General features: G+C 38.4%; 3 protein-coding genes. All 3 read left to right on the forward strand.

Going from position 1 to position 18,460, the window contains the following annotated elements:
* Window positions 1-27 precede the first annotated feature (27 nt).
* The 3 genes from IPM92_03125 to IPM92_03135 all read left to right on the forward strand — a co-directional run bounded on the left by IPM92_03125 (window position 28) and on the right by IPM92_03135 (window position 18,428).
* Window positions 28-12,864: an HYR domain-containing protein gene (locus IPM92_03125; protein ID MBK9107383.1), complete on the forward strand. Its 12,837-nt coding sequence runs from the start codon at window positions 28-30 to the stop codon at window positions 12,862-12,864.
* Between the two features lie 195 nt (window positions 12,865-13,059).
* Window positions 13,060-16,098 carry a hypothetical protein gene (locus tag IPM92_03130; protein ID MBK9107384.1) on the forward strand — a complete coding sequence of 1,013 codons (3,039 nt, stop codon included), beginning with the start codon at window positions 13,060-13,062 and terminating at the stop codon, window positions 16,096-16,098.
* Between the two features lie 50 nt (window positions 16,099-16,148).
* Complete coding sequence (locus IPM92_03135) at window positions 16,149-18,428, forward strand: T9SS type A sorting domain-containing protein (GenBank protein MBK9107385.1); 2,280 nt, start codon at window positions 16,149-16,151, stop codon at window positions 18,426-18,428.
* Window positions 18,429-18,460 lie beyond the last annotated feature (32 nt).

Here is an 18,460-nt window from a genome sequence, read left to right on the forward strand (position 1 = left end):
ATCAAGCTTAACTTATTGTTTCTTGAAATGAGAAAACTTAGACTTACACACACTTTGGGATTTTCATTATTAGTGAAATCCCTAAAACCAATTTTAAACCAACATTTCATTGGTATTTTTCTGATCTTGGGTGCAACAACGCAACAAGTCAAGGCCCAATGCACTGCAAAGGATCATGAAATTGCAGGCTATGTTTATATGGACCTTGACCGAAATGGAGTTAAGGATCCCGGTGAAATCGGCATTGGACAAGCAACTGTTAAAGCTTTCGGGCCTCAAAATCAGCTCATAAGCGCTATTTTGACAGATGGGAACGGGCACTATGTGATACCCAATATTGTCAATCAAAATATTTTCAGGCTGGAAATGTATGCGCCCGCGGGGTTTTATTATTCTGCTATGGGCATTCAAGGTTCGCAAGATGTCAGATTTGTCGAAGCCCCTGCATGTGATATAAATTTTGGTGCATTTCCTGTAAATCCGGATTGCATTCCTTCCATTGCAAATGTATTTACAACTTGTTTTGTCAGAGCAGATGGAGATGTTACTTCGCCAACGTTAGTAGGTTTGCCGTTTCAGTTTAACCTGAATACAAATCCCTATAAACTTGCAATGCAAAATCAGACGGGTTCTGTTTGGGGACTTGCCTGGAATAAAGCACAGCAAAAATTATATTCTTCGGCTTTTATAAAATACGGCGCTGCATTAGGTATCGGCGGTACAGGTGGTATTTATGTTACAGATCAACAATCTAATCAGACGAATTTATTTATTGATTTAAATGCCGAGGGTGTTAATTGTGGTAGTGTGACCCAATCAAATCCATTACATTGTAGCTATTCAGATGCTGTTGGAAAGGCAGGCTTGGGTGACATGGATATGTCTGATGATGACCGATTGTTATTTGTGAGCAATCTTTATAATAAATCATTAGTGATCATTCCGGTTGATCATCCAACCGCTGCAAATATCATGGAAGTTAAGGTGCCGGATCCCGGATGTTCCAATGGAAATTATGTGATCGGTGCCGTCGAATATTATAAAGGGAAGGTTTTTATAGGTGTAACTTGTACAGCGGAAGGAAGCAAAAATAAATCTGATTTTTACTTTCATATTTATGAATTCAATATCCTCAGCAAATCCTTTAATATTATTTTCTCAACAACTTTTGCTAAAGAATATTGGTTGCAGAATCCCGGAAATCAAAGACCGGTTTCACAATGGTTGACAAATCTTGCATTTGTAAATGATGATTTCATGGTGATGGGTATCACAGATCGCACCGGACATACCTATTGCGATCCTGTATATCCTTTGACCGGAGAGTATGGTGATGTCCTTATGTTGTGGAAAAATGGCAATACCTGGCAACTTGAGAATAAAGGGATTGCAGGTACACGCGCAGGAAATGGACCAAATCATTATGAAGGGCCCGGCGGCGGTGAATTTTTTGGAGATGACTATTGGATCGTCGGACCAGGACTCCACCCTGAAGTTGCTTTCGGTAGTGTTCTTGTTTTACCCGGTGTTGAAGAAGTTGTTTCAAGCTGTTATGATCCTGTTTACGAATCTTTTTCAGGAGGATTTCATAAATATTCAACGCTTAATGGAAAAAAATCTGCGGCCATTCAATTATATAATAAACAAAGCTCAGCTTATGGCAAATCTGCAGGTCTGGGAGATATGGCGATTGGATGTCCACGTGTGCCCATAGAAATTGGCAATTACGTTTGGATAGATGTAAATGAAAATGGAATTCAGGATGGAAATGAAAAACCCGTAAAAGGTTTGGAATTGATCTTATTGGATAAAAATTGCAATATTATAGCTGCAACAACTACAGACAACTATGGATATTACGTATTTAACTCCGGAAATGTCGATAGCAACATGGATGGTCAGCCTGATGAAATAAAATCTTTTGAAGATTATTATTTAGTTGTAAATGATTCCCGATTTCTGGTCAATGAAGCGCATCTTATTTTGGACCTGGATACTGTTAAGTTGGCTGCGCATAAATCTGATTTTGAACTAACGCTCGTTAATAGCGATGCCCAATTATGGAACTCCGCTTTATGTGGAATCTATAATAATTTTCCTTATATACATATCCATACGGGTGGATCCGGTCAAAATGATTATTCATTCGATATTGGTTTTGTTCTTGAAAAACCGGAATTACCTCCTCCGCCAGATGATAAAATATATGATTTGGCATTGATTAAAAAAGTGACCGGATCAAAAGTTGTTAAAAATGGTGAATTGATCACTTTCCAAATGATCGTGACCAATCAGGGCAATCAGCAAATACCACAATTTGAACTTACAGATTACATCGAAACATATTTTCAATTTGAACCCGCATTAAATCCGGACTGGTCTTTTGCAAATGGGAAAGCAAAATTGAAAGTAAACACTGCGATTAAACCGAAAACGGAATTTATTGCAGAAATTACTTTGCGATTAAATTCATCATTGAAGCCGGATAAGATTATCAATGCAGCTGAAATTTCTGGAATGTGGAATGAAAACAGCGTTGTAATCAAGGATGAGGACTCAACGCCGGATGACATTAATGGTAATGATAAAGGGGGCGTTCCCAATTCAAATACGGACAACATCATCGATAACAATAACATCGACGAAGACGATCACGATAGTGAAACATTGCCGGTAGCTGATTTGGCATTGCGCAACATTAGTTTAAACAACGAACCTGTTAAACGTGGTGAAGTTGTTACATTTAGAATGGAAATTTATAATCAGGGCAATATTGCAGCATCATCCATTGATATTGTAAATTACATATCATCTAATTATGTTTTTGACCCTGTATTAAACCCGGGCTGGAATTTAAATGGGGGCAAAGCTTACACAACGTTGCAGGCAAATCTTCAACCGGGTAGTTCAACATCTATTGATATCCATTTAAAACTGGTACAACAAAATATAAATCAACTTAGCAATACAGCAGAAATTTATGCAGCAAGAGATGCAGGTGCAAATGTGCTGGTTGATTATGACAGCACTCCTGATAATAATCCATCAAATGATAATGGTGGATTGCTGGGGACTGAAACTGATGACTTGATTTCAGACGCAGGCTCATTGGATGAAGATGATGCCGATCCTGCTGCAATCAGCATTCATGATCTTGCTTTGATATTGACTACAGATCAAACAAAGCCGGTTAAAAAAAATCAGGATATTACTTTTCAATTGACTGTTTGCAATCAGGGCAATGTAACTGTTAGTGAACATAATGTTGTTTTTTATACACCATTGGGATTGGAATTAAGTCCTTCAGATCATAATGGATGGTTTATTATGGGTGGCTTATTGAGGAAAAATACCCCATCTTTTATTGCAAGCGGAGAATGTATGACACAAGAAGTGATCATGCGCGTCAAAACGGATGCAATTCCTAGTGAATTATTAGCAAAAGCAGAAATTACAGGAGCTCTTGATTTATTTGGTAATGACATTTCCCTCAGAGATTGGGATAGCAATCCAGATTTGAATCCGGCAAATGATGCAGGCGGAGTCGTGAGCACACCAACTGATAATATTTTTAATGGAGATGGAGTCAGCGATGAAGATGATGCAGACCCTGCACAGCTTTTATTAATGGATCTGGCTTTGATAAAATTGTATAACAATGGAACATCTCTAAAATACAAGCGTCAGGCGAATTTTTCAATGATCATGTATAACCAGGTAAATATTCCGGTATCACAAATAGAAATTACAGATTATATTCCTGAAGGCCTTGCTTTGAGTAATTTTTCCAAACAAAATGGATGGAGTGTTTCCGGTGCAAATGCAAAATATTTATTACAGACGCCTCTATTGCCAAATTCAAACACTTCCATCAATTTACAACTTGATCACCTTTCAAATTTTGTTGCAAACGATCTGGTAAATTATGCTGAAATATCTGAAGTTTGGGGAAATGGATCTGAAAATCTTTCAGACTATGATTTTGACAGCGCCCCAGATGAAATCAAAGATAACGATCCTGGAGGGTTGCCTAATAGTTCAACAGATAATGTAGTATCAGCAAACGAACTCATCGATGAAGATGATGCAGATCCTGCGGGTGTGCCAGTATTTGATCTTGCACTCACTAAAAAATTAGTTGAATCTAAAATTGCTTATCTAAAAGGCGATACCGTAGAATACATTATTGAAATTTCCAACCAGGGAAATGTCATAGCTAAGGATATTACTATAGTTGATTACCTGGATGCAAAATATACATTTGACAAATCTCTTAATGATGGTTGGTCGGAACTCGTGGATGGTAAAGTGAAGCATTTATTTGAACTCACCTTATTACCTGGTGAAAAAGCAAGTAAGTCCATTTTTCTGCAATTTGCAGGTTTAAATAAAGGAGAACTGATTCCGAATTATTCAGAAATCGTCAGCGCTTTTGATAATGTTGGAAATCCCGGCGATGATTTTGATTCTTCACCTGATGAAAATGATAAGAATGATAAGGGTGGCGTGCCCGGAACTTTACTGGATAATGTAACTGATGATCATGGTGAATTGGATGAAGATGATCACGATGGTGCAGATAGTAATCCGGTCAATTTTGATTTGGCAATTATTAAAGATATTGATCAGGTGATTGTTAGTCGCAGTCAGTTGCTCACATTTAATATCAGAATATACAATCAGGGTATCACAGCCGCAAAAGAGATAGAACTTGTGGATTATATTCCGGAAGGATTAATTCTTGAAGATCCGAATTGGGCTACCGGAGTTTCTCTTAATGGGATTACCAAAGCCTATTTTCAAATGAACGAACAAAATGGCAGGTTACCGGCTGGAGGATTGTTGCCGGGTGATAGTACCATCGCATATATAAAATTGCGTGTGGATCCAAATCAAGCTGCCGGAATAATTATCAACAGAGCGGAAATTTACAAGGCGACAAACGCAGTAAATGTATCTGATGAAGATTCTGATCCCGATGATGACCCACTTAATGATCCGGGTGGGGTGGTCTTTAATGATTCGGATGGTAGTTCAGCCAATCCAGATCCTTTGACTTCACCTGATGATGAAGACGACGCAGATCCTGCCGGAATTATTATTGTCGATTTGGAAAGAACAGTTGAATGCTTTTGCCTGGACAATGCATATAATGGCGATGATGGCCAATTTTACGATGAACTGGAATTTAGATCAATTTCAGGTGATACTTGGTTCATTTATCAGGTTGATGGATTTTATCATGAATTGAGCATGGATCCGCCAAACATTCCTTTGCCTTTTATAACAGGGCCTTTAGGGTATGTCCTCGATGAAAATAATCTGGGTGACGGAACCAGTATTTATACTATACGTGGTGTGCATGTGGAAGGTATAGGATATTATATTATTTTATCAAATCAATATGGTGTAAAACTTAACAGTGGAGTCAACAAATGTAATTATGATGAGCTGACTTTGTTGAAATCGCAAAACAATGTTTGCTCCGGACAAGTTGTGCGTTATGAAATTAAAGACATACCGAACGCCTCTTATGAGTGGACATTATTGAGTGGAGGAACAATTATTTCCAACCCAGCAGACAATCTTGTAGATGTTGAATGGACTGGCAATATTGGGTCAACGCATACACTTAAGGTAGATGTGACCTTGGCAAATTCATGTTTGAGCCCATTACTCATTCCGGTTACCATAGGATCTACAGCAGGTACTGTTAGCTGTATAGGAGCTATTCAGGCTTCATTGTCTGCTGGTTGTGAAGTGCAAATTACTTCTCAAATGTTATTATTAGGTGGACCCTATGATTATAATTCTTATGCGGTAATGATTTTTAATAAGGATGGAAGTCTTGTTCCCAATAATATTTTAAATCACAACCATTTAGGGAAAACTTTAATTGCTAAAGTGATTAATGTTTGTAATGGGAATTCGTGTTGGTCAAATATATTGGTAGAAGACAAAATAAAGCCAAATATTACCTGTATAAATGACACTATAGACTGCACTTTGATGAAGTCTTATTTAAAACCATTCATTGTAGATAATTGTGATACAGATCCGCAACGCATACTTGTTGATGAAACCATTGAAAATACGCCTTGTAATGATTTATACTCAAAGATTGTAACTCGGACCTATCGTGCAAAGGATGCATCCGGAAACTATTCGGTTGATTGTAAAATGGACATTTTCCTGAAGCGCATTCAATTGGATTCTTTAGTATTTCCAGATTCACTAATAGTGCCTAAAGGAAATGCACTGCTGTGTGGTGAATTCGCAGCTGATGCAAACGGAAGACCTTTACCTTCTGTCTCAGGTATTCCACTTTATCGGGGCTTACCAGCATGGCCCAATAATGATAATAAGTATTGTGATTATATCGTGAGTTATGAAGACCTTGAACTATTTACGGGATATACCTGTACTCGTAAATTCAGGCGGAACTGGAAATTTACATTATGGTATTGCAATACTTTTGAAGTAAAATCATACGTGCAATTGATCGAAATTGTAGATCATAAACCACCTGAACTCACCTGCCCATATAATATTACAGCTACAACGGATGCATACACCTGCAATGCAAATGTTTGGATACCTATGCCTAAGGCAATTGATAGTTGTAGCCAAATACTTCGCATTGATCTGTTATATCCGGGAGGCTTAATAAAAGATTTTACAGCTCAATATATTTCACTGCCAAAAGGATCTCATAAGTTGAATTTCTATGCTTATGATCTTTGTTATAATGTGGATGCATGCACCTTTTTTGTGGATGTAATTGATAACACGCCGCCGGTGGCTTTATGCGATAAAGAAACAGTGGTCACTCTTGACCGTTTTGGTGAAGTATGGGTGCCAGCGAATGTATTTGATGATGGCAGTTATGATGATTGTCACATCAAGTCTATGTCGGTTAGAAGAATGACCATTCAAGCAGAGTGTGGACCTGATGATCTTGAATTTAGAGATTCCATTCATTTTTGTTGTAAAGATTTGGGTCAGGAAGTCATGGTGATGTTTAAAGTAACTGATCATGATGGAAATGAAAATACTTGTATGGTCACCGTTGAAGTGCAGGATAAAACGATACCCCATATCTATTGTCCGCATGATGTCACTATAAGCTGTCACGATCATTTTGATTTGAATGATTTAAGTCAGTTTGGTGCGCCGCGTGTTTCTGATAATTGTAATACTACCTATACCGAACAGGTATTTCCAAATATTGACCAATGCCGGGAAGGTTATATCGACAGAGTATTTACAGCCGGAAACGGAGTAGGTATTGATGTGTGTGTGCAACGAATTTGGATTATAAATCCATCACCATTCAAAGAATCAGATATTATCTGGCCTTTGGATTATGAGACATCAGGTTGTTTGGTCAATGGATTATTGCCTGAAACATTGCCACAGGGTTATGGATTTCCTGATATTGATGAAGATATATGTGATTTAGTAGGAATTTCTTACCAGGATCATACATTTAGATTTATAAATGGTAGTGATGCCTGTTATAAAATTATAAGAAAGTGGAAAGTGATCAACTGGTGCAGATTGTATGATCCAATTACAAATGATCCTATCATTTATACCCGCGAACAAATTATAAAAATCCACAATAAAGTTGCGCCGACTATTTTAACGGGATGTACAGACACTGTTTTTGCAATTATAGATACGAGTTGTGCGGGTGGCGATGCATATTTAGTTGCTACAGCCGATGACGATTGTACTTTAGATAATGAAATAGTTTGGGAATACCACATTGATTTGAACAAAGATGGTATAGAAGATTACAGCAATTTGGGTGTAGGTGCTGTTATAAATGCAAGTGGTTTTTATCCATTAGGCAAACATTCCATAAAGTATGTATTTGAGGACCGTTGCGGAAATAAATCAGTTTGCACGGTCAATTTTGAAATCCTGAATTGCAAACCTCCTACGGCATATTGTAAAGTAGGATTATCGACCTCTTTAGTTCCTATGGATGTAAATGGAAATGGTAGTGTAGATGATGAATTTGTAATCATCTGGGCTAAAGATTTTGATCATGGCAGTTACCATCCTTGTGGCTATCCTTTGACTTATTCATTTGGAAAGGACACAACTGTTAAATCAGCAAAATACGATTGTGATTCCATAGGGCGTAGAACGGTAACCATTTGTGTTACTGCAAGTAATGGGAAGCAGGATTGCTGCAATACCTATATCGATATTCAGGATAATAACAATGTAAGTTTCTGTGGTTGTGTTAAATTTCCGCCTAATGTTACTATAACAGATTGTTCTCAGAATACGGATCCTGTTGTTATTGATTCAAGACCAAGCATTGGCAATTGCACAGGCTGCACACATACCGGTACAAGTTATAAGGATAGTGTCGCATTGAATGTACCGAACACTTGTTTGGCTGTTTACAGAACCTGGAAGGTAACATTTGATTGTGTAGGTGAGCCAGGTAGAACTTTCGACAGAACTCAGGTTATCATTGTGACCACCGATTTAAAAGAAAGTGATATCGTATGGCCAAAAGACTCTGTCATTGTTGACAATTGTCGTGGATCCATTGATACTGCAGATGTTGGAGAAGTGCCTCGTTTCTGTGTGCACAATAGCGATGTGATGTTGATGTATGAAGACCAGGAAATCCGAAGAGAAGCTAATTGTGTTTTCTATGAGCGCATTTGGAGGGTATTTAGTAAATGCGTTCCTTCACAAACTTATTCATTTAGGCAAGTGCTGAAAGTGATTGAAGGTGCAGGCATCAGATATATTTTACCTCCGGATATTACGGTAACTGATTGTCATGTTTCATTCGACCCGGGTGCATTAAATGGAGTTCCTAAAACGAATTGTCCTTGTCCTACATTCCAGCATACCTTTGTAGATTCCATTGTTCAGTCAGAACCCAATACCTGCTATGTTATTTACAGAAAGTGGACGTCTGTATTTAATTGTCCGCCGGATGTAAGCGGTACTTTCAGAGGTACGCAAAAAATCACCGTCAGAATTACATTAACAGTCAATGATATTCAATGGCCGGAAGATTCGGTTCTGGTTGATAATTGCAGAGGATCTGTAGATACATCTCTGATCAATAATGTTCCGAGATTAAAGAAAGATTTTTGCGGTGAAGTGACGATTACTTTTACGGATCAGACGATAAGTCAAAATGATACTTGCAGAATTATACATAGAACCTGGACGGTTTTGAATACATGTAGTGCAGCTCCACAATTGGAACGATTCACATTTTTACAAGTTCTCAAAGTGACCAAGCCTAGTGGACCTCAGGTCAAATTCCCTGCTGATATTACAGTAACTGATTGTAAGAAAGTATTACTTCCAGATTCATTGAATGGATTTCCAAAATTAAATTGTCCATGTAATGTATTTACGCATACATTCCAGGATTCACTGGTCACCACTGAGCCTAACACTTGTTATGTCATTTATAGAAAGTGGACATCCATTTATAATTGTCCGCCGGAAGTAAGTGGTACATTCCGCGGAACTCAGAAAATTACCATTAGAATAAATTTGAATCCTTTGGATATCATGTGGCCTAATGATACGGTCATTGTTGATAATTGTCCGGGATCCGTAGATACTGCTGTGATCAACAATACACCAAAATTGACTAAAGATTATTGTGGTTATGTTGTTTTCAGATATACAGATCAAATCTTAACAACATCAGGAGATACTTGCCGATGGATTAGAAGAACATGGATTGCTTCTAATGAATGTTCTGATCCTCCGACGAAACAGGAGTTCTCTTTTATACAGATATTAAAAGTGACCAATCCGATTAAACCAAGAGTAACTATTCCTCCGGATATAACTGTTACGGATTGTAAACAATCCTTAAAGCCGGAAATGTTGAATGGTGTACCAAAAGCATTATGTGTTTGTGATAGTGTTAGTTTTTGGTATAAAGACGACACGATTTATACCAATCCGGAAGTATGTTTTGTAATCGAAAGAAACTGGGAGATTAGATTTATTTGCGAACCGGATTATGATTCAACGTTCTTTTACGTTCAAAAAATTACTTTGGATGTAGATCTGAATCCGAATGATATAACATGGCCGGCTCCATTTTTTGTCTCTTTTACTTGTAATCCAACGCTTGATCCAAGTATAACGGGATCTCCTTCTTTGAAGAAAGATTATTGTGGACTCGTTGCATTTAGTTTTAGTGATCAGCCCGGATCTTCCGGTCCTTGTAATGGATTATTGCGCACATGGACTGCCATAAATGTGTGTAGTCCGACACAGAGATTTCAATTTATTCAGATCATTGAGACCAAGAATCAAGACCCACCATCTATTACCTGTCCGCGCGATACAATTGTAGCAGCAGATGGAAATACTTGTGGAAAGATTTTGGTTCTTCCAAATCCAACATTAAATAACAACTGCAACACAGGAGTTACCTTTACAAATAATGCGCCGCCTGTATTTCCGGTAGGTATGACATTTGTTGTGTTTACCGCACAAGATAGTTGTGGCAATGTAGCAACATGTACAACCAAAGTAACGGTCATTGAAAATGTTCCACCTGAAATCACCTGTCCCGGAAATGTAACGATTTCCTGTGGTGATGACACAAATGACCTGACACCTTATGGAACTGCAAGTGCGACGGATAATTGCCCGGGAGTCGTCATTACAGAAACGGTGACCCGCAATCTAAACATTTGCGACATTGGAACGATCACTCGTAAGTTTGTCGCTATTGATGCATCAGGAAACCGTGATTCATGTACACAAACGATCACTGTTCAGAACATTGATCCTTTGGATGAAGTTGATATTATTTGGCCGCCATCACCTATAACAGTAGGTGAATGTGAAGATTTTGATCCGAATGTTACAGGTGTTCCAGGGTTTGATTCATCCGGAATCTCATGTTTGAGAGCAAGGATTACAAGCGTAGACACGAATTGGTGCGAAATCAGAACGGATTGTGAGTGGGAGCGGACCTGGACTGTTTATGATACTTGTAGTGACAGGACTTTTACTTTTGTTCAACTTATTATTATTGATGATAAGAACGAGCCCAATATTTTAGGAGTAAATGATACCACTGTGTATGCAAATGATTCAATGTGCAATAACTTTATTACATTAATTGCATTTGTAGATAATTGTGATTCTGCAAACATCAGCATCATGAACGATTCACAGTTTGGCGTTAATAATGAAGAAAATGCATCTGGGCTATATCCTGTAGGTACAACAGTGGTAACCTTCACAGCTGTCGATGGTTGTTGTAATGTGGCAACCAAGATGGTGAGTATTACGGTAATAGACACAGTGGCTCCGGAATTTACTTGCAGAAAAGTTGTGAAAAAAATTCAGGATGATGGTTGTGCTGATTTTAATTCTCAGGAGTTTATATTAAAAGTTGATGACAATTGTACCGATTCAGCATTTATTATGACTTCTTTTAATAGGGACGATTTCAGCGATACGATTCGCACGATATGTTGTGATTCCATTACAAATTATGAATATACAACAGCTGTAAAAGTATACTTCAAAGATCAGGCGGGAAATATTGATTCATGTTGCACCTTATTGCAAGCCGTTGATGAAGATACGATTTGTGGTCCAACCTTGTTGTCACATATTAAAGGATTTGTGAGAACCAGAAAAGATCTCAATATGCAGGGTGTAGAAGTGATGCTTGACAATGGCTTAGCCGGATCAGTGAACTCAGGTATGGATGGATATTACGGATTTTATAATATGCCAAGCGGTGGTAGTTATAAAGTGGGTTCAAGCCATGATATAAATCCTTTAAATGGAGTGAGCACGGCTGATATCATCCATATTCAAAGACATATATTGGGTATCGCAACATTTGCGGATCCATTGAAACATATTGCTGCAGATGTAAATAGTAATAAGAAAGTTACGACTGCTGATATTGTCGAAATTCGGAAATTGATATTGGGCAAGACAGATCGGTTTGTAAATAGCCCTTCATGGAAATTTTTGCTGACGGATTATAAGTTTAAGGATATTGAAGATCCTTTGAACGAAAATTATCCAACTGATTTCACGATCAAACAGTTAAACAAGAATTTCTATATCGACTTTACTGGTATAAAAATGGGCGATATTGATGACTCTAATATTCCTTCAGGTCTTCAGTCAGGATTGATTACAAGAGCTGCAAATCCTATTCTAGTACATACAGAGGATCAGGAATTGGAAGCTGGGAAAATATATGAAATTGAATTCAGGATTTCTCAGTTTGAGCAATTGGATGGAATACAATTGGGATTGCAGGGAGACCAGGAATTGGTAGATTGGATGGAATGGAGTGAAATACAAGATGGATTTGTGAATGAAGATAATTCATCCGTAAATAATGATGCCAAATCGATGCGGTTGTCTTATGCAAAAATTCCTAATCAACAGCAGCAAGGAGTTTTCCGTTTGCGAATAAAACTGAATGCCACTGCAAATTTATCGGATGTATTGCACATGGAATGGTTGCCATTTAATTCAGAAGCCTACACTTCTTCAAATGAAGTAGTACCTGTCAAACTTGAGTTCAATGATATTCACTCCAATTTGAATGGATTGAACTTGCATCAGAATATTCCAAATCCATTCAGTCAATCTACGATCATACCTTTTTCAACAGATGAGAGTATGGATATTCAATTGCGAATCTTAGACATGAATGGCCAAATTGTTTATGAAGCCAAACGATTTTATAATGCAGGTTATCATGAAGTTGAGATTCATAAATCACAACTTCAAAAAGGAGGAATCTATTACTACCAATTGCGCAATGCGAAAAGCCAAGTTTATCGGAGAATGATCCTAATCGACTAAGGTTCAAAGATATAGTGTGTAGTAATCGGTTTCGTTTTTTGCAGCTCCCGTTCATTCGGGAGCTGTTTTTAGAAAAAATATTAAAAAAAATTGTAATATGTAATAAGAACAATTTATCTTTGTCCCGAAGCACACCCAAGCGCTCTTTTAGCATCTGAACAGAATTTAGCGAAGGTTCATTTTAAAATAAGAAATATGAAACTATTTTCTTCGCTACGTCTTTTGTCTTTTATTAGTATTATTTTTTCGGTGTTCAATTCTGAGCTACGAGCTCAAGGATTTTGTGACATTGATACACAAGCACCCGTAATTTCCAATTGTCCACCAGACTATACCATAAATATTGGTAATTTTAGTTGTTTTGTAAGTGCCGGAGTTCCACAACCATCGCAATTAGCTGCTGATAATTGTGGTCTCGTAAATGGTTTTGGTGCTGCATCCTTTTTTACTTATCACAATGAAATTAACGCTGGTTTTGGAGACGACGGTCAATTCATTCAACATGCTTTTGATTCCATTACCATCGTTGGCACTACAAATGGAAATGCCGGTGTAAACAATCGATTTAATGTTTGTTTCTATGCCAGTTGTTTTGGAACAATTTCATTCAATTGGAGGGCACGAATGAATAATGGCGATGGATTTGCCGGGGACCGCGCCAGATTGATGATTGATCATCAGGAACACGGAGTGGCGGTAAATGCTGTATTAACGACAGGAAATGGAAATTCTGCCTCGGGCGCTGTTATTGCGCAACAAGTTCTTGCAGGTGACAGAGTTTGTTTTGAAGTACAATCTGATAACCAAGGGGGTGTAGATAGTTTCACTATATACGATTTAGTTTTCGTCCCAATAGCACTTGGAGTTCATCAAACCAAAGGACCCAAAAGTGGAGAGTTATTTATTCCAGGAATTCATCCTATGGAATTTGTTGCAACAGACTGTTCTGGCAACTCTTCTGTTTGTCAGTATAATATTATAGTGGTGCAGGAGCCTGGTAAAGATTTATTTGACTATTGTCCTTCGAATACTACTGTTATATTGGATTATCCTACTGATTGTGATACCATTGTAAATGCATTAACTCCGATAACGGCAGATGCGTGCAGTTTGGTAGTTGGATTCAAAAGGGAAATGGATCCAAGGATTATCGGTCCTATTTTAGAAGAGTTTGCTGAACCAGGCATGGGCGATGGTATAATTGGTACTGATGGTATCATGTGGGTGAGTCATAACGAAGATAGTTTGCGATTAATAGGTATTAACAACGGCACTCCCGGAGATGACCGAAATGACACCTCATCGATTAAAGCATGTGTGCAGCCTCTTTGCGCTGGTGTTGCTGAGTTTGATTGGTCTGCAAGCATTGAAGCTAATCTCGGGAATTTTAGAAGAGATGAGGCGGGAATTATATTTAATGGAAAGGATAGTATCCTCTCCATTCCTCCTTCTGGATTTTTTGCATCAGGAACTGTTTCGCTTCAACTCGATGGAGTCAATCCATTGTGCTTCTATGTCCGTTCAACTAACATGGCTTTTGAAGATACTTTGACGATTACAAATTTTAGCATGACTTACGATGATCCTATACTGACTCAAATCAGTGGCGTGGATATAAATACTCCGATAGGTCCTGGAATTTACGATTATGAATTTGAGGCGGCAGATTGTTATGGTAATTTAGATACCTGTGCATTTCAGGTTACGGTAATAGGTAGTGGTCCAATGCCTTGCAAAAATATCAATCTCTCCCTCGATGAAAATTGCCTGGCTACAGTTACACCAGACATGTTGGTTACAGGAGTTTGCACCGGAACGATGATCGTTGAATTAACGCATTACGGAATTCCGGTCGATAATCCGATAAACCAGGATTGGTTGTGGAAACACATCACCGCAAAAGTAACCGATACACTTACGGGCAATAGTTGCTGGAGTGATATTGTGATAGAAGATAAATTGGCACCGGTGATTGTATGCCGTGCAGATACGGTTGATTGCAATTTGGTGGAAGAGAATTTTCCATTGAATTATGATGGATTTGATTGCAGCAAATACACCGTTACTACCATTGGTGAGCGGTTTGAACATTACGATTGTAATGATTTATTTTTGAAGGGAATCTTCAGAGATATTGAAATTAAAGATGAGCAAGGTGGAGTTGATTACTGTACAGATACGATTTATGTAAAAAGAATTACACTAGGTGATATTTTCTTACCTGATCAACAAGTTGATTTATATTGTAACCGGCCGATTGATTTAGATGAGAATGGAAATCCAAGTCCTGAAATAACTGGATTGCCATATCACTATCAGACTGATGGAACGCTGAATTTTATCTGGCCTTTAAATGAATTATTAGATTGTCATTTATTTATCAGCTATGAAGATCTTGACCTTGGAGAAATAAACTGTGTCCGGAAAATAATGAGAATGTGGACCATCCGCGAATGGTGGTGTCATACGGAAATTACCAGAAATATTCCGCAGTTAATCATTATCAGAGGCATCGATGGACCTGAAATCACACACATGCCATATGGTTTTGATGCAACGACAGGTCCGCGCAGTTGTTATGCAAGAGTATTGTTACCACCGATTGAAGCACGTGATGTATGTCATGATGATCTAAGAATAGATATCGCATATCCGGGCGGCATTTTGTTGAATCAAAATGGCGGCTGGGTTGATTTACCTGTAGGAAAAGACACGATTTATTATAGAGTCTATGATGCTTGTTACAATTTAACTGAAGTTTATATCATCATCAATGTGATTGATGCAACGGAACCGGTAGCAGTTTGCGATAGGAATACAGTTGTTGCACTCAACAGGTTTGGAGAGACCTGGGTACCGGCAGAAGTATTTGACGATGGCAGTTTTGATGAATGCGCAGTACATCATTTTGAAGTGAGAAGAATGCAGGATGATTATTGCAACACAAGAGGGGAAGATGATTGGGGTCCGGAAGTTGGATTTTGTTGCGAAGATGTGAATCAAACTGTAATGGTCGGATTTAAAGTGATTGATCATAGCGGTAACGAAGCCATTTGCATGGTCAATGTTGAAGTTCAGGATAAAGAAGCTCCACAAATCAGTTGTCCGCCAAATATTACGGTTGATTGCAGATTTGATATAGACTACAATAATTTGGAAGTGTTTGGTAAAGTAGTTACGGATACATCTGTAAGGAAAAAATCATTATTGATCCAAGCTATTACCATCATATAGACGGTCATCCATTAGACGGATATGCAGCAGATAATTGTCCACCCACGATTTTGGAAAGACTATATCTCGGACCTGAATTGAACCAATGCGGAATCGGATACTTTTACCGGTATTTTGCAGCACGCGATCAACAAGGTAATTACAGCCAGGAATGCTTTCAAAGAATTACCGTTGTAAATCACCACATATTTGATAACAATGATATCGACTGGCCGGATGATTACGAGACCTCAGATATCTGCGATCCAAATCAATTGATTCCGGAAAGATTGTTTTATCCTTATGATAAACCAGTAACGAATGACGATGAATGCAGTTTAATCGGATTGAGTTATCACGATCATGTATTGTCACCTACCAATGTTGGAGATCCATGTTTTAAAATAATTAGAGTGTGGAAAGTGATCGACTGGTGTCAAAGAGATATTGATAACAATGTGATCATTTGGCAGGATACACAATACATCAAAGTATTTAATTACGTAGATCCAACTATAGACAGAATCAGTCCTGATACGACCATTTGCAGTTACGATGTCAATTGCAGACCTATACCTGTAAGTTTTTCTATTGAAGCTTCAGATGATTGCACAAATTTTGACGAACTGTTGTATATCTGTAAAATAGATTACCATAGCGATGGTACCATCGATTTTATACAAAGCAGAATCGGAGTTGATGAAGTGAATGGGACGTGGCCATTAGGTACACACCTGGTGAAATGGGAAGTCGAAGACCGTTGTGGAAATACCGCGAAGTCTAGTTTCACGTTGGAATTGCTCAACTGCAAACCACCCGTTGCATATTGTCTGAACGGATTGTCGACGAGCCTGGTGCCTATGGATCTTACCGGCGATGGAATTCCGGATGTAGCCATGGATACCGTTTGGGCAAAGGATTTTGATGCGGGTTCTTATCATAATTGTGGATATTATGTGGTATTGAGTTTTTCAGCAGATACCAACGATATATACCGGATATTTGATTGCGACGATCGCGGATTGCAGGAAGTAGAAATGTGGGTGACAGATATCAATGGCAACACTTCATTCTGCAGAACTTTTATAGATATCCAGGACAATAGCCATTTTTGCCCGCCTATGTTTACCAATGCTAAAGTTGAGGGCGAAATCATGACCGAAGTGATGGACAGGGTAGAGAATGTACGGATAGAGTTATTGAATTCAGGCCGGAATGAACTGATGACCAATACCAATGGCGGATATTTATTTGATCAGATTCCGACGAATCAAAAATACGAACTAACGCCAAGAAAGACCGATGGCTGGGTGAATGGAGTAAGTACAGCAGACATTGTCAAAATTCAAAGACATATATTGGGCATCGAGCCTCTTACATCCGGATATAAAATGATAGCAGCAGATGCCAATCGCAGCGGAGAGATTACGGCGAAGGACGTATCTGAATTGAGACGATTGATCCTTGGTATTACAAATGAAATCCAGGGCAACACCAGTTGGAGATTTGTACATGCATTACATGCATTCAACGATGTCAGCAATGCATTAAAACAAGTTATTCCTGAATCTTATGAAATATCGAGTTTGCATAGCGATATGAAACTTGATTTTTATGCAGTGAAAGTGGGAGACCTCAATGGTACCGCAGCAACAAAGGGATTTGGAAGTATAAGCAATAGAAGTGGACAAGTATTAGAGCTGGAAGCAGATGCAATAGCATTGATGAAAGGTGAGGAAACAGAGATTGCGCTGCGAATTGTAAACGGCAAGAATTATAACGGATTACAGTTTACCCTGGAATGGCTGACGCAACAATTAGAAATCATTGGAGTGGAAGGCAATTCGAAAAAAGGAGTAAGCGATGACCATTATTCATTGCATCAATTGACCAACGGAAAGCTGAGCTTAAGTTGGAATGGCAATATGGAAGATGGAATGGAGTTGTTGACATTAAAAGTTAGAGCAAAGGAAAATTGTAATACTTCTGAAGTCTTGCGCATCGGACAAAGTATCACTCCGGCACTCAGTGTAGTCAATGATGGAAGTGAAGGTCAGCTTGCAATTAAGTTCAGAGGAAGCAGTCAGGAAACATTTGTGGTCATCCCCAATGAACCGAATCCTTGGAATGAAGAAACGATGATTGGAATGATCTTACCACAAAACGGAACAGTCAAGTTGACCGTTTACGATGTAAGCGGTAAAATACATTTCATCGATCAGATGGAATTGACAAAAGGATACCATGAATACCGGATCGGCAAAGAGCAGGTAAATCAGGCAGGAGTCTATTACTATCAGCTTGATTACAGAGATGCAAGCCACACCGGAAAGATGGTGATTATGGATTAGAGCATTATTAGTAGTAATTTTTATAGGGCTCT

The sequence above is a fragment of the Saprospiraceae bacterium genome (genome assembly GCA_016719615.1).
GTDB lineage: Bacteria > Bacteroidota > Bacteroidia > Chitinophagales > Saprospiraceae > Vicinibacter.